Here is a 20178-nt window from a genome sequence, read left to right as displayed (position 1 = left end):
CCGGTGCGCGCGTCGCACCGGGCCCCACTCGCCTCAGAAGTCGTCCAACCCTTCCTCCCGGCGGATCATCCGCCAGGCCGCGCGGCGAGCGCTGCGGTCCAGGTTGGACTTGAAGTCCCGGTCGGTGCCGAAGTACCGCTTGCCGAGGGTGTCGATGGTGGAGACATGATCCATCATGTTCTCCTCGAACTTCTTGTCGAAGACGATCCCGAAGTTCTCCTCGTCGTTGACGACGGCGGCGGCCCGGACCTTGGGGTCCTTCTTCGTCGCGTTGAAGGCCGGGAGGACGTCCTCCTCGGTGAACTCCGTACCGAACTTGGAGTTGAACTTCTCGATCAGCTCGGACAGCAGTGACTTGTCCGCGTCCTTCGCACCGCCGGCCCCGTCGCCGAAACCTTTGAGCTCGGCGGCACCCTCGGGGTTGAGGGACACGTCGTGCTCGCCGGTCTTCTCGACGCGCAGGTGACTGAGGTCGACCTCGCCTATGTCGACTCCACCGTCCGCGAGGCGGGGGAGTCGGTTGAGCAGGTGGCGCCCGTAGAGGTGCAGGCGCTCCAACTCGGCGTCGCGGTACCGGACGATCTGCGCGAGGAAGCCGTACTTGCGGACGTAGTCGTTGAGGTTGGCGCGGAACTCCTCGGCCGTCTCGACGTCGTCCTCCTCCTCGCTCTCCAGGAGGGCGGTGAAGCGGGTGACGGCGGGGGAGAGGAGCCGGTACAGCTCGGCGTGCAGCTTCTCCCACTTGGACTGGACCCCGCCGGCCTTCTTCTCCGCTTCCAGGTACGCGGCGACGAACTCGTTCATGTCCTGTTCCGAGATGATCGGCGCGGACATGACGCGGCTCTGGGCCGTGTAGAGGAGGTTCGGGTCGGAGGGCAGGGTGTGCGCCTCCTCGAAGTACGGGCGGAAGGCTTCCTGGATGTCCTCGGCCTCGTTGACGAAGTCCAGGACGGCCAGGTCGGCCTGGGACTTGCGTTCGGCGGGGCGGTTGAGGCGGGAGAGGGTCTGCACGGCGGCGATGCCGGTGAGCGTCTTGTTGACGTACATGGTGGTGAGGAGCGGCTGGTCGAAGCCGGTCTGGTACTTCTCCGCGACGACCAGGATCCGGTACTCCTGCTGCCCCTTGCCGCCGGCCTTCGCGGCCTTGTCGTCAGCGCGGGTGTAGCCGAAGGCCTTCGGCAGCGCGGCCTCGGAGATACCGCCGTTCTCCTTGACCTCGGTGGTCTCCTCACCGTCGATGGTGAGGGTGCCGGAGATCGCGACGAGCACACCCAGGTCCGGGTGCTTCGTGTCGTACTCGCGGTCGGCGATGTAACTGCGGATGGCGCGGGCCATCTGCACGGCGGAGTGCCGGGAGGCCGTGACCACCATGGCCTTGGCCCGTCCGCCGAGCCGGCCGCGGGAGTGGGTGACGAAGTGCTCGACGATCACCTGGGCGTGCTGGGACACCGTGTGCTCGTGCATGAGCGCGAACCGGGCGAGCAGGCTGTTCGCCTTGGAGGGGTCGACCTCCTTCTCGTCGCGGTTGAGGTTCGCGAGCTTCCAGTAGGTGTTGTAGGTGACGTAGTTGCGCAACGGGTCGAGGATGAAGCCTTCCTCGATGGCCTGGCGCATGGAGTAGGTGTGGAAGGGGCGGTAGACGGTCTTGCCGTTCTCGACGCCTTCCGTGCCGAAGAGTTCGAGGGTCTTCGACTTGGGCGTGGCGGTGAAGGCGAAGTAGGAGAGGTTGGCGGCGCGGGAACGCGCGACCGCCTTCGCCTTGAGCTGGTCGTCCACGGTGACCGTGGTTGCGCCTTCGTCGTCGGAGTCGGCGTCCAGGCCGAGGTCACGCAGAGCGGACTTCACGGCGGTGGCGGCGTCGCCGGACTGGGAGGAGTGCGCCTCGTCGACGATGATCGCGAAACGGGTGCCCTTGATCTCGGTGGGGTTGCGCTTGATGTAGTCGAGCAGCGCCGGGAACGAGTGCAGGGTGACGGTGACGATCTTCCCGGTGTCCCGGGAGAGGGCACGGGCGAGCTGTTCGCTCTTCGCGCCGTGCTTCTCGTCAACCTTCACGACCAGGCCGTCGGTCTGACTGAAGCTGCCTACGGTCTCCCGGAGTTGGGCGTCCAGGTTGCGCCGGTCGGTGATGACGATGACCTTGTCGAAGACGGGCTCGCCCGGCTTGATACGGCCCTCGGCCAGGGCATCGGGCCTCAGGACGCTCGGGTCGGTGCGGGCGTGCAGATCACTGAGCCGGTGGGCCAGCCAGCCGATGGTGTTCGACTTGCCGGAGCCGGCGGAGGCCATGACCAGGTAGTTCTGGTCGGCGCCGTGAACGGAAGCGTGCGCGGTGAGCTTGCGGACCACGTCCCACTGGTGGAAACGGGGGAAGATCGTCGACTTGGTGGTGCCACCGCCGGGCGTCTTGTGCTTCTGCTGGTGCACGAAGCGCTGGAGGAGGTCGAGCCAGTTGTCCCGCTCCCAGACCTGTTCCCAGAGGTAGGACGTGGCGTACGTGCCGTGGGCCGTGGGAGCGGGGTTGCCGGCTCCGCCGGGCTGGCCGGGGCCGTTCGAGCCGGTGTTGAAGGGAAGGAACCGGGTGTTCTTGCCGCGCAGCTGCGTGGTGACGAAGACCAGGTCCGGGTCGACGGCGAAGTTCGCGATGACCCGCCGCGTGAAGATCAGCTCGGTCGGGTCGCGTTTCATTCGGTACTGCTCTTTGGCGTCCTCGACGCCCTGCCTGGTCAGCGGGTTTTTCAACTCGGCCGTGGCGACCGGGATGCCGTTGAGGAACAAAGTTAGATCGAGCTCATGTCCCCAGTCGGCCTGCTTGGTGGCATACCGCAGCTCGCGAACAACGGTGAGACGGTTGGCCCGGTAGCCGTCGAGAACGGAGTCGGCGGAGATGAGGTTGGGCTTGAAGTAGGCGACGCGGAGTCGCACACCTCGGTCCTTGACACCATTCCGGAGGACATGGAGCAGCCCGTCATCGGCGATGGCCCGGTCGAGCCGCTGAGCGAAACCGCGCTGGGCTTCGTTGGTGTCGCCGCCGTAGACGGTGGCCAGCTCATACCATTCGTCGGCTTGGGTTGCACCGATGAAGGTGAACAACTCGTTGGTGTCGAGCCCAAGATCGGCCTGGTAGTCCTCGGGATTCGCCTCCCGCCAACCGCGCTCGCAGAGAGCGGCGACGATTGCGTCGCCGAAGGCCGACTCGTCGTGCACGGGGCTCATGCAGAGGCTCCTTCGGTTACGTTGCGCCCGCTGGCGGTGGTCACGTCGAACTGGCCGGTTACGGCGGCGGTGATGAGGGATTGCCGACGTTCCTGCAAAAGCCGAACTTGACGCTGCAGCTTTTCTTCGAGTGTGACGGTGCGTGCAGTAGCGGCTGCCAACCTTGAGAGTCGGGAAGCTTGTTCCCGCAACGGGGGCACTGACATCAGGAAGGAACCAACTTGACCAGCGCTGATGACTTCCTGGGCTGCGCCATACTGCGAGAAGGAAACTTGCCCCTTTCCTGGCATAGAATTAATAAACGCTTCCAGATATCTAGGATAGACCGTCTCGGATTTTCTGAGAATTAGTACCGACGCGCAGTTCGCCCCATTGAATTCGTCGCCAACCATGGATGCCCTTCCTGCAGTCGCGCCTGCCCGCACGACCAGCACATCTCCGGCGTAAACCTTGGAACGTCGATGGGCTTCGTTGCTCTCGGCAGTCATGTACTTCATTCCCGTCATGGAAATGAATCCTTCGCGTACGTTGAAGCCGTGGATGAAAGGGACTCCGGAGTCGGTGAAGTAATGTGACGGGTTGATGACAACCCCAACGTTGATTGCTGGCAACACCCGACGAAGTGGCACCACCTTCCACTCAGGGTTGAGGCTGCCCAGGATGGGATGGTGAACAGCGTCAGGTTCGCTGTACGTGACGCTTTGCGTCTTGAGTGCCGCTCGCCTGTCCTGCAGTAGACTGAGTTGTTCGGTGCGTGCTCGTAGAATTCCGTCGATGCGAGCGGTCTCGGTATTGAGGAATTCGACAATGCGTCGTTGCTCACTTAGTGATGGAAGGAGCACCGGAAGGTCTCGCAGGAAACTGTCCGGCACGCGCTGCTGTCCGGCTACGCCGTACATCTCCGCCTGACCGAGCTTTAGGAACCTGTGCGTGTTGACGACGTACAGGAGAAACCTCGGGTCGATGTCCCTTCCGGGCCTGAGCACATGGAGTTCTGTCGTTCCGGCGCCGACTCCGCCGAACAGTCCCTGGATTAGTACGGCACGGCCGGCCTCGAAGGTGGGGGTGATCTTCGGGACGAGGATGTCGCCGTTCTGAAAACGGGTGTATCCGGTGCTAACTGATTTCTTGACGCGCCGTTGTGAGATGTCAAGGCGGGAGTCGGGCCAGACCGCCTCCATGGGGAGGAAAGTCATCTCTTCGTCATCGGGTAGCCGGTCGAAGGGAGGAGTGCCGGGATTGATCTGTGCGAGATGACGCAGTCGAATTGTGGTCTTCATTCCGTGGCATCCTCTAGCAGGCCCTGGATCTCCGCTTCTAGTGCCTTCAGTTCGGCGTCGATTTCTGTCAGAGGGCGTGGCGGCTGGTATACATAGAAGTGCCGAGCGAACGGGATTTCGTACCCGATCTTCGTCTTGCTGTGGTCGACCCACGCGTCCGGTACGTGCGGGTGAATCTCCCGCGCTAGGTACTCCTCGACGTCCTCACCCAGCGGCACGTTCTCGTAGTCCCGGAGTTCCCCATCCGGCTCCGGCTGCCCCTTGATGAGCTGCACCTCGCCCTCCAGATCCCGCACGCCGATGACATCCCGCAGCGCCTTGTTGAACGGTGCCCCCGTGGGCCACGTCCCGCCGGCCTGGACCACCGCGTCCTTCAAGGCGAGCCACGCGTCCTGCTTCGTGCCCCAGCTCGCCCCGACCAGCGACTTGCACGCATCCGTCAACGCCGGAGCCTGCGGAAGCTTCTGGATCGCCTTCGACGCCTCCAGCGCCGCCAGCGTCTCCTCCGTCACCTCGAACCGCAGCTTCAGTGGACGCTCGACCGTGATCCGCTGGTACCCGAAGTCCTCGTTCGCGAAGACCTTCACCTTGCCGTGCAACGGATGCTCCGCATCCCCCGCTACGGCCAGCGCCTCCCCGTACAGCTTGACGACCTCCGCGATGTGCTCCTTGCCCAGAGCCTTCCGCTTGTCGCCCAGCGACTTCCGCATCTTCTGCCACTGGTCGCGCGCGTCCAGCAGCACGACCTTGCCCTTGTGGTCCGGGCTCTTCCTGTTCGTCAGGATCCAGAAATACGTCGAGATACCGGTGTTGTAGAAGAGCTGATCCGGCAGTGCGACGATGCCCTCCAGCCAGTCGTTCTCCAGGATCCACCGCCGGATCTCCGACTCACCCGACCCCGCCGCCCCCGTGAACAACGGCGAACCGTTGAAGACGATCGCGAGCCGCGAACCGCCCCCGCCGTTCACGTCCACCGGCTTCATCTTCGAGATCATGTGCTGGAGAAACAGCAGCGACCCGTCGTTGATCCGCGGCAGCCCCGCCCCGAACCGGCCGGCCTCGCCCAGCGCCTTGTGCTCGTGCTCGACCTCGTCCTTGACCTTCTTCCACTCCACGCCGAACGGCGGGTTGGCCAGCATGTAGTCGAAGGACTTCCGGGCGTGCCCGTCGTCGGAGAAGGAGTTGCCGAAGGCGATGTTCTCCGGGTCCTGCCCCTTGATCATGAGGTCGGACCGGCAGATCGCCCACGACTCGGGGTTGAGCTCCTGCCCGAACACCTCCACCGTGGCGTCCGGGTTCAGCTCCTTGATCAGGTCGTCCACTGCGGAGAGCATGCCGCCCGTGCCGCAGGCCGGGTCGAGGACCGTGCGCACCGCACCCGGCAACTGCAACGCGTCACCGTCCGGAGCGACCAGCAGCCGCACCATCAGCTGGATGACCTCGCGGGGCGTGAAGTGCTCACCGGCCGTCTCGTTCGACTGCTCCGCGAACCGGCGGATCAGCTCCTCGAAGATGTAGCCCATGTTGTGGTTGGGCACGACGTCGGGATGCAGATCCAGGTCCGTGAACTTGCCGATGACCTTGTAGAGGAGCCCTGCGCCGTCCAGCCGCTTGATCTGCTGCGCGAACTCGAAACGCTCCAGCACGCCCCGCGCGTTGTCGGAGAACGCCCCCACGTACACCTGGAGGTTCTGCGCCGCGTTCTGCGGGTCCGCCGCGATCTTCTTCAGGGTCAGGCTCGACCGGTTGTAGAAGGAGTGACCGGAGGCCCGCCGCAGGAAGCGGTCCGGGTCGATCCCGCTGTCCTTGTGCTGCTCCGCGATCTCCGCGACCTTCTCGCGGGACGGCTCCAGCACGCACTCAAGGCGCCGCAGCACCGTGAACGGCAGGATCACCTTGCCGTAGTCGGACTGCCTGTAGTCCCCCCGCAGGAGGTCGGCGACGGACCACGCGTGGTTCGCCAACTCCGTGTGCTTACTGCTGTTCAACTGGATCCCCGGATTCCTTCCGAAATGTCCCAACCCCACCACCCCGGAGCCGACAGGCCGACCGGGACGGTCCGACAAGTGTGGTCTATGTATGGAGGTCTACGTGCCTAATGGGGTGAATCGCCACCCCTGCCGCGTACCTCCGCCGCCGTCTCTCCCGACGGCAGCAACTGCCCGCCCGTGAGCCCGCCCGCCAGCAACCGTGCCGTCTCCTCCGCCAGCGAGGTCGCCCGCCGCGCCTCCGCCCGGAGCTCGTGCACGTGCCGGAACGCCTCCCCGTACCGCCGCTGCTCCTCCAGCGGCAGCAGCGGCACCCGCAGTCGGCCGGGGCTGACGGTCAGCACCGTACTGCCCGTCGACGCGCCCGCGATGTTCTCCTCCGCGCCCAGGAACCCGGCGAGGAACCAGGCGTCCAGGCGTGCCGGGTCCGGCCGGAAGAGGTGGACGTGGGAGCCGGGCAGGGCGCCGGCGTCCTCCCCTCCCGCGACCCGGGCCATAGGACCCTCCGTGTTCGCGACCGCCCGTACGAGGACGTCCCCGACGGCGATCACGGGCGCGGTGTCGTCGTACAGCCCCATCGGCTCTCCCGTGGGGCCTGACCCGGTCGTGATGTCCGAGCCGGTGAGCACCGCCCGGGTCTCGGGCTTCCCGCCCCCGCCGGTCCCGCCGCTCGAGGCCTGTGCCCGCGTGCGCACGCTGTCCGGAACCGTCCGCAGGAGCGTGAGCGCGCCACCGCGCGAGAGGTCGGACGCCGTGGCCGTCCGCCACTCGCGCGCCGTGGCGCCCGCCGGGCTCCATTCCTCGCGGCCGGCCGTCCGCGCGAGGGCCTCCGCGGCCTCGGTGAGCTTCCGGCGCGTGGCGGCGACCTCCGCCGACAGCTCCGCCGGATCGGCTTCGGCCCGTGACGCCCGTACGAGTCGTGCCGGGGTCAGGTCCACCACGTCGTCCAGCAGGTCCACCACGCCGACCGCGTGCGCGGCACCGGGCTCACCCTTGAACGCGTCCGGGTCCTCCGTGAACGCCCGCCACGCATCCAGGGCGCGCGTCGTGACGCCCTCCCAGTCCACGGACGCGGACCGGCTCCCGCCCCGCGTCCGTGTGGTCACCGCGTCCGCCGCCGTGTCCACGAACAGCACCGACTTGCGCTCCGGACCACCCGGCTCCGGCCGTCGCAGCACCCACACCTGCAGACCGATGTGCAACGGCACCGATGCCCCCGCCGGCAGCGCGATCACCGCGCGCAGCGCCCCGCTGCGTACCAGCTCCGCCCGTACGCGCCGCCCCGACGCCCGCCCGGCCGTGGCCGGCGGCAGGAGCAGCACCGCGTAGCCGCCGGGTGCCAGATGGGCCAGCGCGTGCTGCACCCACGCCAGCTCCGACTCGGCGCGGGCCGGGACTCCGTACGCCCAGCGGGGGTCGTACGCCAGCTCGTCGTGGCCCCAGTCCCGGACGCCGTACGGCGGATTGCACAGCACCGCGTCGGCGACCAGGTCGGGGAAGGCGTCCGCGCGGAGACTGTCGGCGGCGCGCACGGCGACTGTGGCCTCCGGAGCCGTCAGCATCAGGCTCACGGCGCTGCGCCGGGCCTGCACGGGGAGCGTGTCCTGGCCGTACAGTTCGCGCGCGCCCCGGTGGGCCGCCGCCGCCAGCAGGGTGCCGCTGCCGCAGGCCGGGTCCAGGACGCGGGCCGGGGAGCCGGGGACCAGACGGGCGAGCAGGTCCGCGAGCGGCGGGGGAGTCACGTACGCGCCGGACGCGGCGCTGTCCTCCAGCTCCCGTTCCGCGAGCACGCCCAGCGCGGCCTGGCCGCCCTCGTCACGTACACACGCGTACAACGCGCGCAGCACCGCCACGTCGCCCGCCTCGAAACGGACCGCGTCCGCATCGGCGGCCGGCACGGCACCGGCCGCCGATGCCGCGTCCCGCTGCGCGCGGGCGACGAGCTCCGCGTCCGGCAGCCGCGTGGCGGCCGTCAGCGCCTCCGTCGGGCCGCCCGCCGCCGCGAGGACGAGGAGCAGCAGATCCTCCGACCTGCCGCCGCCTCCGCCCCCGCTCTGCGTGCGCAGGCGCAGCATCGTGCGCAGCTCCTCCGACGGGGTCGCCGCCGAGGCGTGACCGCGCGAGGCGAGCCAGGCACGCACGGACTCCAGGTCGTACAGAGGGCTGCTCTCCGTACCCCCGGACGGCTCGGGGAAGTCCTCGTGCCGACGACGCCAGTTGCTGACCGTGGCGCGCGTGACACCCGCGATGCGGGAGATCTCGGCGGCGGTCACCTGCGCGGATGACTGGGGCATGACGGGAGTCCTGGGCCTCTCGGTAGCGAACAGTCAACAACCTACAGCACCCGTCAAGTCGGTCAACCTGTTTGACGGTGCTTTCGTTTCCATGCTTACCTGGTCTTGCTTCCGACTGGAAGCCGTTCGACAGAACTCCGGGGGAGTCCCATGCGCCTGACCATGCCGACCGCCGTCGTCGAGGGCACCCAGCTCACCGTGATGCCGTTCCGTGCCGACGCCGTCGTCGGGACGATGTCCGTGCCGACGCTCGTCCAGCTCGTGCCCTCGCCCCGCGCCGAGGAGGACCCGCGCAGGCTGAAGGCGGCGTCCGGCCTGGTGCGCCGGCACGCCGAGCTGCGGGCCACCGTGCAGCGCACGCTGAAGTCCTCGCAGAAGGGCAAGAACGTCGGCCCGTACGCCGAGTACATCGCCGCCGGGCTGAAGGGCGAGCTCGGCGCGGCCTGGTCCACGCCGCCGGTCACCCTGTGGCACGCCGGACCGCTCGCCGCGCTCAGCGACGAACTCCTCCCCGGCAGCGGCCTGCGCACCCTCACCGTCGCGCCGGGCACGATGGTCGTCGCCATCGACGGCGAGACCCAGACCACCGCCTGGCACGACCTCTACGACGACCCCGAGAAGTACGGCCTGACGTACCCGGAACTCGCCCAGGTGCGCCTGCCGTTCGAGCTGTACGTCGACCTTGCCCCCGCCGACGCGCGGCAGATCTTCTACGACCGCAACGTGCAGGGCGTGGACGTGGCCAAGAACCTGGCCATGTCCATGGACCAGCGCGACTACGGCACCCGGCTCGCGCACCTGGTCGCCGACTCGGTGAAGGTCGACGTGGACGGGCAGCGCGTGCCCTTCGCGCGGCTCGTGAACGTCAGCAAGCGGCAGGTGTCCGCGAGCGACCGCGAGGTCGTCACCCTCTCCGCACTGCGCGCCCTCGTCGTCACCACGCTCTACGGGCGAAACGGTGTGCAGATGTCCGCCGAGCCGGTGCACGAGGACAAGCTGCCTGCGGGACACCGGCCGGAGCAGGTGGAGGCCGCCGTCGTACCGGTCCTCGGGCAGTTGATCGCCCGTCACGCACGCGACTTCACCGCGCGCAGCGCCATCACCGCGCCCGCCGTCCTCGCCGGGATCGGCATCGCCGCCCACCACGCCATGCCGTGGGCCGACCCGTCGTCCGCCTTCCGCACGGACGACCTGGTCCGCCTCCTCGACGGCGTCCGCTGGGAGCGGGAGGCGAAGTACTGGGACGGCGTCGCCGCCAAGACCGGTACCTCGGGGCGCCTGAACTTCAGCGGCGGGGTCAAGGACTCCGGCGGCCGGGTCGCCGACGCCATCCTCTACCCGGCGACCGAGGCGGGCCGCAGGATCCGCGGCCTCTGAACCCGGGCGCACGCCCGCACACCCCACCCGCCACGCACCACGCACGCCGGAAACGGAGCACGCCATGACCTTCCACCAGCCTCCCCCGCCACCCGACCACAGTCCCCAGGGCGCCGGCCCCTTCGGCCTCGGCACACCCACCGGCTCCGGACAGCCCGCCCGCAGCCGCAGACGGTGGCTGACGTACGGGGCGGTCGCGCTGGTCTCCCTGTTCGTCGGGGTCGGCATAGGCGCCGGCAGCGGCTCGGCGGACACCGTCGAGAAGACCGCCGACACCAAGGCCGCGCCCCGCCCCACGGTCACCGTCACCGAGACCGCCGAGGCCGAAGCCCCCGAACCCGCCCCCACCGTCACCGAAACGGTGACCGAGACGGTCACCGCCGAACCGAAGAAGACCAGGAAGCCCGGCCCGGCGACCACCTTCTCGGGCGAGGGCGAGTACCTGGTCGGCGAGGACATCAAGGCCGGCACCTACAAGACCGCCGGCCCGGAGGACGAGTGGGGCTGCTACTGGGAACGGGCCAAGGACGCCAGCGGCGAGTTCGACTCCATCATCACCAACAACAACCTCACCGGGCAGGGCCGGGTGAAGCTCAACAGCGGCGAGTACTTCAAGACCAACGGGTGCCAGGAGTGGAAGAGGATCGGCTGAAAGGCGACGTTCCACAGAGTGACGAGCATCACAACAACCAGACAGGGGTCGACGGAGTCGAACCATGAGCCGGCGCCCGACGTCTGTTCCGGAATCGGCAGAGCACAACGGTAAGAGAAGGGCAGAACGGACAGCATGTCGAAGCGCGCACGACGGGTCGATGTGCTGGCTGTGGAACAGCGAGCGGTCGACCATGCCTACCGCTGCCTGGAACGCACGCGACGTGAGGCCGAAAGCCTCAAGGGAATGTCCGCCGCAGCCAGCGGCAAGGACGCGATCGACGTGAATCGGGCATGGGAGAGCGAGCTGGCCCGCCTCGACCTCAACGGCAACGCCCTGGTGTTCATGCGGGTCGACGTCGACGAAGGAACCGGTCGCGAGTCGTTCTACATCGGACGACGAGTGGTGTTCGACGAGGAGCGCAACCCTGCCGTCATCTCATGGAACGCGCCAGCCGCGATCGAATGGCGGCTGACCAGCGAGCAGGAACCGGGCGATGTGCGCCTGCTGCGCCGGATCGTCTGCGACGAACGGATCGTTCAGCGGTATTTCGATCTGCATGGGAAAGACAGCGCGAGCCTCGCGCCCCGGGCTGTGCGGGAGGAGCCGGAGGACACCGCAGCAGCCGGTGTCGGGGACGATTCCGCCGAGGGCTGTGAGCGGGGCCACGCCGCTGCCGAGCCGGAGCCTGGGGAAGCCGGCGAATTCAAGGAGCCGGACTGGAACGACCCCCTGCTCGACGAACTGGACCGAGCCCGCGACGGTGCCATGCACGACATCGTCGAGACGATCCAGAGGGACCAGCTCCGGCTCGTCGCGGAGCGGCCAGGAGGCGTACTCATCGTCCAAGGGGGTCCGGGCACCGGCAAGACAGCGGTGGGCATGCACCGCGTGAGCTGGCTGCTCGACAACCGACATGTGGCACCGAACGACATCCTGGTCGTCGGACCGAGTCGTGGATTCCTGGACTACGCGAGCAGAGCTCTGGTCGAGCTGGGCAGCCGTGGCGTGACCATGCTCGAACTGTCCGCGTTGTGGTCGGGCGGGAACGCGCGCCGTGACCGGTACGAGACCGCCATGGTCAAGTCCGACGCACGGATGGCCCGCGTCCTGCGGCGGGCCGTCGACAACCACACCACCACGACGGTCGAGCGCCTCGAAGCGCTCGTCGGCGGCGCCGAGTTCGTCTTCGAACTGCGGCGCCGGGAAGTCGTCGTGCCCGTCGCGGAGATCGCGGCCATCGCGGCCGACGCCCTCACCGGCGACGGCCCATACCGCGTTCGCCAGGAACGCTGTGTCCAGCAGCTGGTGCAGCACCTCACCCAGGCCTACATCGGCATGCTCCCCGGACCTGCCGACACCGACTACTTCCCTAAGGTACGTCAACTACGTTCCGTCACCCGGCTGCTGCGCCGTATCGCCCCCGAACTCTCGGCCCGCGACGTGCTGCGTCGGCTCCTTGCCGGCGGTGCCGCCTTGGCGGCGGCCGAGGGGATCCTCACGCCGGAGGAGCAGACGGCCCTCGTGGACCGGCAGGACGGTCACACCAGTGCGCGAGCCACCGTGGAAGCCAGTCTTGAGGACCTGGTCTGCCTGGACGAGTTGGAGTACCTGCTCTCAGGGCGCCCCGAGAGGACCTATGGCCATGTCGTCGTGGACGAGGCTCAGGACCTCACACCGATGCAGGCCCGCTCACTGGCGCGTCGCTGTCCCGGCGGGTCCATGACCATCCTGGGCGATCTCGCTCAGGCTACCGGCCCCTTTCCGTACCAGGACTGGGAGGAGCTCGGGACGACGCTCACCGGCAGGGACGGCTGGCGGGTGGCCGAGCTGCTGACCGGATTCCGGGTGCCCGGTGAGGTCATGGACTACGTGCGACCACTCGGTACCCACTGCGCGCCAGGCGTCGGAGTCCCCGACTCCGTACGGCGAACGGGCACCGAAGTGATCGTCGTGCGGGCCGGTGACCCTGCACAGCGTGCGGCCGAGCGTGCCCTGGCCATTGCAACGGGACCGGATGGCGCACGCCGGGACCGAACCACAGCGGTGATCGTTCCTGACCTGACGTCGTGGAAGGAAACCGTGGCCACTGCCGTTTCCGGGCAGGAATCGGTCTCCGTGCTCACCGCCGACGAAGCCAAAGGCCTCGAATTCGATCACGTGGTCGTGGCCGAACCGTCGGCGGTCACCGCGGACGACCCGGCTGGACCGCGTCGTCTGTACGTCGCGCTCACCCGGTGCACCCAGTCCCTGACGGTGGTCCATGAGCGGCCACTGCCGCAGTGGATCGGCGGTCCGGCAAACCCCGTACCCACTCCGAAGCAGTTCTTGGCGCAGGTCAGCAGAAGGAAGAGCCCGCACGGCACGTCGGGCTTGTGCACTCGGTACCGAGCGGACGGCACACGGTGCGCCAACGAGACACGGCAGGCGGACGGATGGTGCCGGCAGCCGGGATGCGGAGGGTTCCGCACGGCGGAGCCCGTGTCCCTCGGCAGGAGCGACTACCTCGGAGTGCCCAAGGACGGCGCGACCGAGGCGAGACTCGAACGCACACCGGAACAGATCGCCGCCATCCGTATCACCTCGGCCGCGTGCGGCGCCTTCGTGGTCCGGCATCGGGGCAGCCTCGGTGAGGCGGCCGTGGAACTTCACGCGATGCTCGCCCCGTTCCTGGCCGAGGGCCGCCACTTCCGCTCCCCGGACGGGTGGCTCCTGGACCTGGAGGGCTACCGTCTTCTGCTCGATGCCGACGCGCGAGCCGTGAAGGCCTACGTCACGGGACATCCCGAGCGCAGCTACGCACAGGTGACCGCAGGGGTTCCCTCGCGGGTGGGGCAGCAGGCACGAGGGGAACGGCGATCGGCTCTCACACCCCCGGAGGCCAAGGCAGGCGCGGGGCTGGCCGACGACGCTGCCGTGCGCGCGATCGACCCGAACGCCCTCCATGTCACCCAGGGGGCTTGTGTCACCTTCGAACGACTCACTCAGTCCGCGCACCTGGCGGACGAAGCGTTCGTGAGAGGGCTCCGGGAAGAGCTCACGGCCGACCTTTCGACGGGGCGTATCGAGTGGGTGGGGGACCGCCTGGTCGTCGAGGGCGAACGCTGCCAATGGTGGATGCGGTCGGACGGCCGGGTCCTCACGGCGGTCCGTAGCACCGGGACCGAGATCTACCGGGGGTTCGAGGCCGGAGAGGCCGACGAGTCCTCACACGAAGGGACGGACATGCCGACGACCGGCACAGCGGATGAAGCCACGACCGAGGTCACGACGCCGAGAAGCGATCCGAGCCTGGCCGACATGGTCGCGGAGCGTGAACGTTCGGCTCGGGCCGATCGCGCGCACGAAAGCCTGCGCCACAGGCTGCTGGCCGACCTCTACGAGGGCCCCGGGGACGTGGGGGACACCGTCTACGCCGACGCGTGGAGCCACGGGCCCGACGGCACGACACTCTTCGAAGTGCTGGCCGATGGCACACCGACGTACGAGCGGATCCGCGAGGCGGCCCTGCATCTGCTGGAGGCATCCAGCCTGCACCCCCAGGAGCGCGCCGAGTACCTGGTCGTCGTGCTACGTGAGCCGCCGGCCGAGCCATGGGCCGTGGACGCCTGCGACCGCGCGTTCAGCGTGGACCTGGTCTGGCGGGACGGCGACGCATGGGCCGGCCCGGCAGCGGAACGCGTCCGGCACACGTTGCCGGACGAATACGGCACGTCGTAGTACCGGTGACGTAGCCGGTCGTGAAACGCGGAAAGTACCGGTCGGCGGACTCGTGTCCGCCGGGGCTTCCCGGACGAGTGATGTGAGAACAGATGACGCAAGAGGAACGGCCGGACGTCGGTCCCGGGCCGGACGCTTCGATGTCCCGGGCGGAGATGGTCGAGGCGTGGCGCGAGCGACGCCGCGCACGGCGCACCCGGTCGGAGGAAGCCGCCACCGCGGAGACGGCAGGCCCGGACGGATTCGCCCTGCGCAGATGGCGCAGGGCCGGTGTGTTCGGCGCGGACGCGGTGCGACGCGTGGAGCGGCTCCTGACCGACCTCGTCAATACCGCGTCCGGTCAGGGGGAGGAGCCCGATTGGGCGCTGGGGACACTGCGCCAGTGCCTCGACGGGGACCCTGTCGCGCAACTGCCCTCCGCTGTCCGGGCTCTCCTGGACCACCGCACGGCCGACGACACCGTGACGACCATGACGGTCATCCATGCGTGCGGTCTGCCCTGGCTGACGCCGCACGGTCAGACCTGGCTCGAGCACCTCTTGGGCCCCGGACCAGCCGTGCTGTCCCGAGAGGGTCGTCCTTCGACGTCCGAGGACGTGTCGGGGGCCTTCGCCCTGCAGTACGCCCTCCAGCAGGACGAACTTGCCGCACTGCCACGCCCCGTGCGGGATCGGGTCCTGCCCTGGGCGCCCCTCGGGACCGTCGACGACCTCATCGACGCAGGGGTGGTCACCCGTGACGACGCACCTTGGGAACGGCGATCCGACCCGTGGGAACGGAACTACCTGAGAGCCCGACTCGCACCCGAACTGGTGGACAGGGAAACCGCCGGGGCGATCGGATGGCAGCAGTACCTGCGACGCGAGCGGTTCCTCGACGGACAGGACACGGAGAGTGAGGAAGGGGAACTCTACGACCTGCTCCAGCGGGCAGCCGAAGGAGACACCAACGTCCTCAAGGAACTGGAGTACGTTCTTCCGCGCACCCTCGTGCTGAGACTGCGCCACATCAAGGACGGAGCCCTTACCGGCAACTGGGAGCCGGACGTCCTCGCCGACCGCGGGCTGTGGCGGCTCATGTCAGCGCTGTGGGAACCCAAGGCCGCCGTCCAGCCCCGACGCAGCGCCTTCCACGCCCTCGCCGCGCTGCGTCACGCCTACGACTGCATCTGCGCGGGCGAGCTGAAAAGAGCTCGTGCTCAGGTGAACAGGTTCCTGGACCACGAGGACGGCGACCCTCTGCAGTACGCCGAGGCGCTGAACATGTCCGCCTACTTGGCCCTCCTGGACGAGGACCTGAACACTGCGCTGTTCGCCCTGACGCGTGTCGTCGCCATCCGGCAAGCAGCGGAACCCAACCTTGATCTGATCAAGCGACGGCAAGCCACGCAGCGCAACGATCGGCCGCACCCCTCCAACCCGTACCTGGAGCTCGGTCTGCCCAATCAGTCGGTGGTCTGGAAGCAGCGGTACCGCGACCTCCGGCGTGAGTTCGCCGACGATCGCGAGGAAGCGGCCCGGCTCAACCGGGCCATGCGCCGCATCCAGCAGGCCGAACAACGTGAAGACTGGTCCGACTTCTTCATCCTGCCGCTCGACGAAGCGGTCTTCCAGCTCCCGGACGACCCGCCCGGGACCCTCGTACCGCCGGTCGAGCCCATGCCCCGGCAGACGGCCTCCCACGACCTCGACGACGCGCAGACGGTGCGGCGTCGAGCGGTCGCCGACCTCCTCCCCACCCTTCTCAACGCGCCTCGGCGCCCGGATCACCAGCACAGGACGACACAGTGAGCAAGCCAAAGCACTGGAGCAGGGAGTCCGACTCCCCGAAGAACCGACGACGCGGAGAGAAGGGGAGAACACTTGCTCCTGAACTTCTTCTGTACCGGCCTGACGAGTTGCTCAACCCAGCCGATCTGTTGAAACGCTTCTCAGAGAGCGCCCAACGGTTGATCGAGAGCATCCCTGACGAGGATCGACCGAAGCAGGCGGACATAGTGTCTGCTCTTCGGCGAGGTGTTCTGGAGGCTTTCAGGACCCGCGAGGAACACTTGGCACGTCTGGTCGAAAGTGACCTCGAAGCGCGAGGTTCCGGCAACCGGATGAGCACACTAAAGTGGCAGGTTTCAATTCGCAAGGCCCTGCTGGGGCTAGGCGTACGTGTCGTTGAGGACGCGGGAGAACGAGAACTTTTCGTTGTAGTGGAGGGGGACGGCGATCAGTTCGAGATTGTGCGGCCTGCCTACGTGGATCAAGCCACTGGCAAGTTGATTCTCTCAGGGCAGCTTCGCCGAGTGTCTGGTGTGACCAAGCCCACCGGTTCCGCAGACGAGACGCAGAACGCTGGAAGCGAGGAGAAGCCGTGACCGCCACCGGAATCGACTTCGGCACCACCAACTCCGTGGTGGCCCAGTGGCAGGGCGACGACGTCGAGGTACTGCCGCTCGACGGACACCACCTCGACGCCGACTGGCGCCATCCCGGCTTCGACCTGCTCTTCCCCTCAGTGGTCGGGATGAGCTCGCTGCGCAGCGGCCCCCTCTTCGGATGGGAGGCAAAGCTGCGCTCAGAGGAGGCCGCCGAGGCGTGCAAGCGCCTGCTCAAGAGCGACGAGTACGTCAACGTGCAGGGGCGCCGCTTTGCCGCCACCACCGTGGCAGCCGGTGTCTTCACCGCCATGAAGGATGGCGCGCAGCAGAACCTGACCGAAATCAACCGGGCCGTCATCACCGTGCCCGCGAACGCCACGGGCGCCGCCCGCTACCGCACGCGTGCCGCTGCCCGCTTCGCGGGCATCGAGGTTCAAGCGCTCCTCAACGAGCCGACGGCCGCCGCGATCTCGTATGTTCAACAACTGCGTGACGAGGCGCCACAGATTCTCGTGTTCGACTGGGGTGGCGGAACGATCGACGTCACGGTTCTCGACCACGAGGACGGATTCTTCGAGGAACGCGCCTCGCGCGGGGTGACGGAACTCGGTGGGCTCGAGATCGACCGTCGGCTGCGCAGCATGGTTCTGGAAAGGGCGCCTGCACGACGTGAGTGGTCGCCTGCCCAGAAGCGTCAGTTCCGGCTCGACGTGGAACGCAGCAAGATTCTGCTGTCCTCCCAGCGGTCCGTGCGGATCTGGACTCCGGACGACAGGGAAGTGGAGATTTTCCAGGAGGAGTTGGAGGAAGCGATCACGGACCTCGTCGATCGTGCCCTGGCACCGGTCGAGGAGTGTCTCCGGGATCTGCACATGGCCCCGCTCGATGTGGACGACGTCCTCATGATCGGGGGCACCAGCCAGATCCCGAGCGTGCGGGCCGCGGTGGCGGAGGCCTTGCAGATGGAGCCCGTGCCGACCTACATGTGTGATCCCATGACCGCCGTGGCGCGTGGTGCCGCCATCGCCGCAGCCGTTCTGTCGAACGAGATGCCCGGGGTCATTCAAGTCGCCAACAGCCACGCGTTGGGGACCGTGACCAGGAAGCCCGACGGACGTCGGCAGTTCAGCGAGATCATCCCCAGGAACTCGCCGCTGCCCTGGAGCGAGCGGAAGAGCTATACGCCCGCCCGCGACTACGAGCGCAAACTCATTGTGGAGATCTGGGAGGGTGACCCGGACAAGGAGCTGACCGACTCCGACAACGTCCAGCTCACCGAATTGCCCCTCATGTACTCAACACCGCGCGTGCGTGAGGAATCCCGGTTCGATCTGGAGTACACGTACGACTCCGACGGCCTGCTGCACGTGAAAGCCACCTTGGAGCACACGGGCGAAGTCGTCGTCGACGAGGAGGTGAAGAGCTTCGGTTCCGGTGGGCCGACGCCGGAGGTGCGCAAGGAGCTCGATGACCTGCTCACGATGAATCCCGCGTCGTCGCGCATTCTGCCCGCCAACCGCTCCGACAAGCAGGATCGGCCCGTTCCGTCCCACTCCCACGTGGGCGACCCCGACCAGGGCGAAGAAGTACACACTCTTGTGGTCGACGGTTCCAACCTGGCATGGATCGGGCACTCGCCCATCCACCCCGGTGTCTACGAGGAAGAGGACCGACCGAGTTTTGCCCAACTCATCGGTGCTCGAGAAACGTTGGCAGAGAAGTACCCCCTGGCGGACATTCATGTTGTCGTGGATGCCACCTTCAGGCACAAAGTCGCCGAGGAGGAGAGAGCTGCCGTGACCGCCGCTCTCAGCAAGGGCGACATCCTCCAGCCGCCGGCCGGTACAGAGGGGAAGGGTGACGCTTTGGTCGTGGCCATCGCCGATGAGTCGGGTGCGGTTGTCGTCACCAACGACAACTACGTCGAACTGCAGAGCCGCTACCCATGGTTGCGGGAGAACGGACGAGTTCTCGGAGCCACCCACACCAAGAACAGGTGGGTCTTCACTCCACGGACCTGCGTAGCACCGCGAGGGAGGAGCTGAGATAGACAGTGCCCACAGGCTAACGAACCGGGTACCTCGGTACTGGTGAGCGGAGTGATCATTTCAGCGGCGGGCGCACGCATCACCCAGATTGGGCAGGCGACGCGCCCGCGCCGTCGATGTCGCTTCAGTGCGCCTGCACTGTGCGATAGCGGACCGGCCAGTCCTCCACCTTCACCAGCAAACCCTCACTCGCGAGATCGCGGGGGATCTGCCGGGTGCGCTTCTCCTGCAGGTCGTGCCCGGCGTCGCGCAGTGCGCGCAGGCCGCGTTCTGTGTCCCAGTAACCGCCGTACGTGCGCACGGCCTTCTCGAGGTCGGCGCGCTGGCTGGAGTCCGGTCCGGTCAACGCCCTGCCCCCTGCGTCTGCTCGCCGATGGCGGCTGCGTGCGCCTTCTTCGTGTGGTGGGCGATGCTCGCCGGCGCACCGACGTAGTCGCAGGCCGGGCACTTCCGCCACACGCCCTCGGACACGGCACGCGCGCTCACCGAGTGGCCGGGACCGTATCCGTGTCCGTGCAGCAACTGGGCGACGGAGGAGCCGTATTCGACCGCGAGCAGCGCCGCCTCCGCCACCTTGTCGTGCCCGGGGGCGAAGAACGATCCGGCTCCGACCTTCTTGGCGCAGCCGCACCAGCAGGTGCCGGTCGGGGTGAGGCGGGGAAGAGACTTCGTCGTCATGCGGTCACAGTAGATCAACGGACGTGACGGTTCGGGGCCTTTGCCGTGTTCGGGGCCCTCCACGGGGCGCGGTGGAGGACACGGCACCGGGGCTCGTAGCCTTCTGATCATGGCCGACGTCTACGAACTCCAGCTCACGCTCGATCTGCCGGGCTCGCTCCCGCCGCGGGACCTCGCCCTGCTGCGCTGGCACCTGGGGGAGGAAGGCGGCCGGCAGGACGACGGGTACGCGTACCCCCTCTGGGGAGACCGGGGGCCGGCGCTGCGGATCGGGGGCGCGCTGGTCGGGGAGCTGTGCTCCGACGGGCCGCAGTGGGCGCTGACCGTGCGGCAGGAGGCACATCCCGACGAGTTCGACGACCTGCGCCGGATGGTGCTGTGGCTCGGCGCGCGTACGACGACCGTGGGCACCGTCGGGTACCTCCGCTTCCACGAGTCCCACCTCCCCGACGTGCTGGTCGCGGAGGCGGGAGCCGTCCGCAGCGCGGTGCTGCGGGTGGAGAAGGTCCTCGAGTCGGCGACCGAGGTGATCCCCGGTCCCCACGCGTGACCCGGGG

Annotated in this window: 13 protein-coding genes; 7 read left to right on the top strand and 6 right to left on the bottom strand. The window is 67.9% G+C overall.

Annotated features, from left to right (window positions below; genetic code table 11):
* Window positions 1-33 precede the first annotated feature (33 nt).
* The 4 genes from ADK41_RS13355 to ADK41_RS13345 all read right to left on the bottom strand — a co-directional run bounded on the left by ADK41_RS13355 (window position 34) and on the right by ADK41_RS13345 (window position 8778).
* Complete coding sequence (locus ADK41_RS13355; protein WP_030818866.1) at window positions 34-3216, bottom strand: type I restriction endonuclease subunit R; 3183 nt, start codon at window positions 3214-3216, stop codon at window positions 34-36.
* A complete protein-coding gene (locus ADK41_RS39205; RefSeq protein ID WP_078661746.1) occupies window positions 3213-4496 on the bottom strand; it encodes a restriction endonuclease subunit S in 1284 nt (427 codons plus the stop codon). The genes ADK41_RS13355 and ADK41_RS39205 overlap by 4 nt, the downstream gene beginning before the upstream one ends.
* On the bottom strand, window positions 4493-6484 hold the full coding sequence (locus ADK41_RS13350) for a type I restriction-modification system subunit M (RefSeq protein ID WP_030818865.1): 1992 nt from the start codon (window positions 6482-6484) through the stop codon (window positions 4493-4495). Before ADK41_RS13350 ends, ADK41_RS39205 begins: the two co-directional genes overlap by 4 nt.
* Window positions 6485-6591: 107 nt before the next feature.
* Window positions 6592-8778: an N-6 DNA methylase gene (locus ADK41_RS13345; protein WP_030818864.1), complete on the bottom strand. Its 2187-nt coding sequence runs from the start codon at window positions 8776-8778 to the stop codon at window positions 6592-6594.
* Window positions 8779-8928: 150 nt separating this feature from the next.
* Between ADK41_RS13345 and ADK41_RS13340 the strand changes: the two genes are divergently transcribed.
* The 6 genes from ADK41_RS13340 to ADK41_RS13320 all read left to right on the top strand — a co-directional run bounded on the left by ADK41_RS13340 (window position 8929) and on the right by ADK41_RS13320 (window position 18940).
* Window positions 8929-10155 (top strand): DNA sulfur modification protein DndB, encoded by a 1227-nt coding sequence (locus ADK41_RS13340; RefSeq protein WP_030818862.1) that lies wholly within the window; start codon window positions 8929-8931, stop codon window positions 10153-10155.
* A gap of 64 nt (window positions 10156-10219) precedes the next feature.
* On the top strand, window positions 10220-10807 hold the full coding sequence (locus ADK41_RS13335) for a hypothetical protein (protein WP_234318512.1): 588 nt from the start codon (window positions 10220-10222) through the stop codon (window positions 10805-10807).
* A gap of 135 nt (window positions 10808-10942) precedes the next feature.
* Window positions 10943-14527, top strand: a complete 3585-nt coding sequence (locus ADK41_RS13330) for a HelD family protein (RefSeq protein WP_078661745.1) — start codon at window positions 10943-10945, stop codon at window positions 14525-14527.
* 92 nt (window positions 14528-14619) lie between these two features.
* Window positions 14620-16317, top strand: coding sequence for a hypothetical protein (locus ADK41_RS13325; RefSeq protein ID WP_158717613.1), 1698 nt, complete (start codon window positions 14620-14622; stop codon window positions 16315-16317).
* Window positions 16314-16892, top strand: coding sequence for a hypothetical protein (locus ADK41_RS41665; RefSeq protein WP_158717612.1), 579 nt, complete (start codon window positions 16314-16316; stop codon window positions 16890-16892). Before ADK41_RS13325 ends, ADK41_RS41665 begins: the two co-directional genes overlap by 4 nt.
* Window positions 16889-18940 (top strand): Hsp70 family protein, encoded by a 2052-nt coding sequence (locus tag ADK41_RS13320; RefSeq protein WP_030818857.1) that lies wholly within the window; start codon window positions 16889-16891, stop codon window positions 18938-18940. Before ADK41_RS41665 ends, ADK41_RS13320 begins: the two co-directional genes overlap by 4 nt.
* Window positions 18941-19067: 127 nt before the next feature.
* Here the strand turns inward: ADK41_RS13320 and ADK41_RS13315 are convergent, their stop codons facing one another.
* Window positions 19068-19289 (bottom strand): hypothetical protein, encoded by a 222-nt coding sequence (locus ADK41_RS13315; protein ID WP_037803238.1) that lies wholly within the window; start codon window positions 19287-19289, stop codon window positions 19068-19070.
* Window positions 19286-19621, bottom strand: coding sequence for a hypothetical protein (locus ADK41_RS13310; protein WP_234318511.1), 336 nt, complete (start codon window positions 19619-19621; stop codon window positions 19286-19288). Before ADK41_RS13310 ends, ADK41_RS13315 begins: the two co-directional genes overlap by 4 nt.
* Before the next feature lie 109 nt (window positions 19622-19730).
* On the opposite strand from ADK41_RS13310, the gene ADK41_RS13305 reads away from it, so the two are divergent.
* Window positions 19731-20171: a hypothetical protein gene (locus tag ADK41_RS13305; protein ID WP_030818853.1), complete on the top strand. Its 441-nt coding sequence runs from the start codon at window positions 19731-19733 to the stop codon at window positions 20169-20171.
* The last annotated feature ends 7 nt before the right edge of the window (window positions 20172-20178 follow it).

This window comes from Streptomyces caelestis (assembly GCF_001279005.1).
Lineage (GTDB): Bacteria > Actinomycetota > Actinomycetes > Streptomycetales > Streptomycetaceae > Streptomyces > Streptomyces heliomycini.
This window is presented reverse-complemented; position numbering and strand designations above follow the sequence as displayed.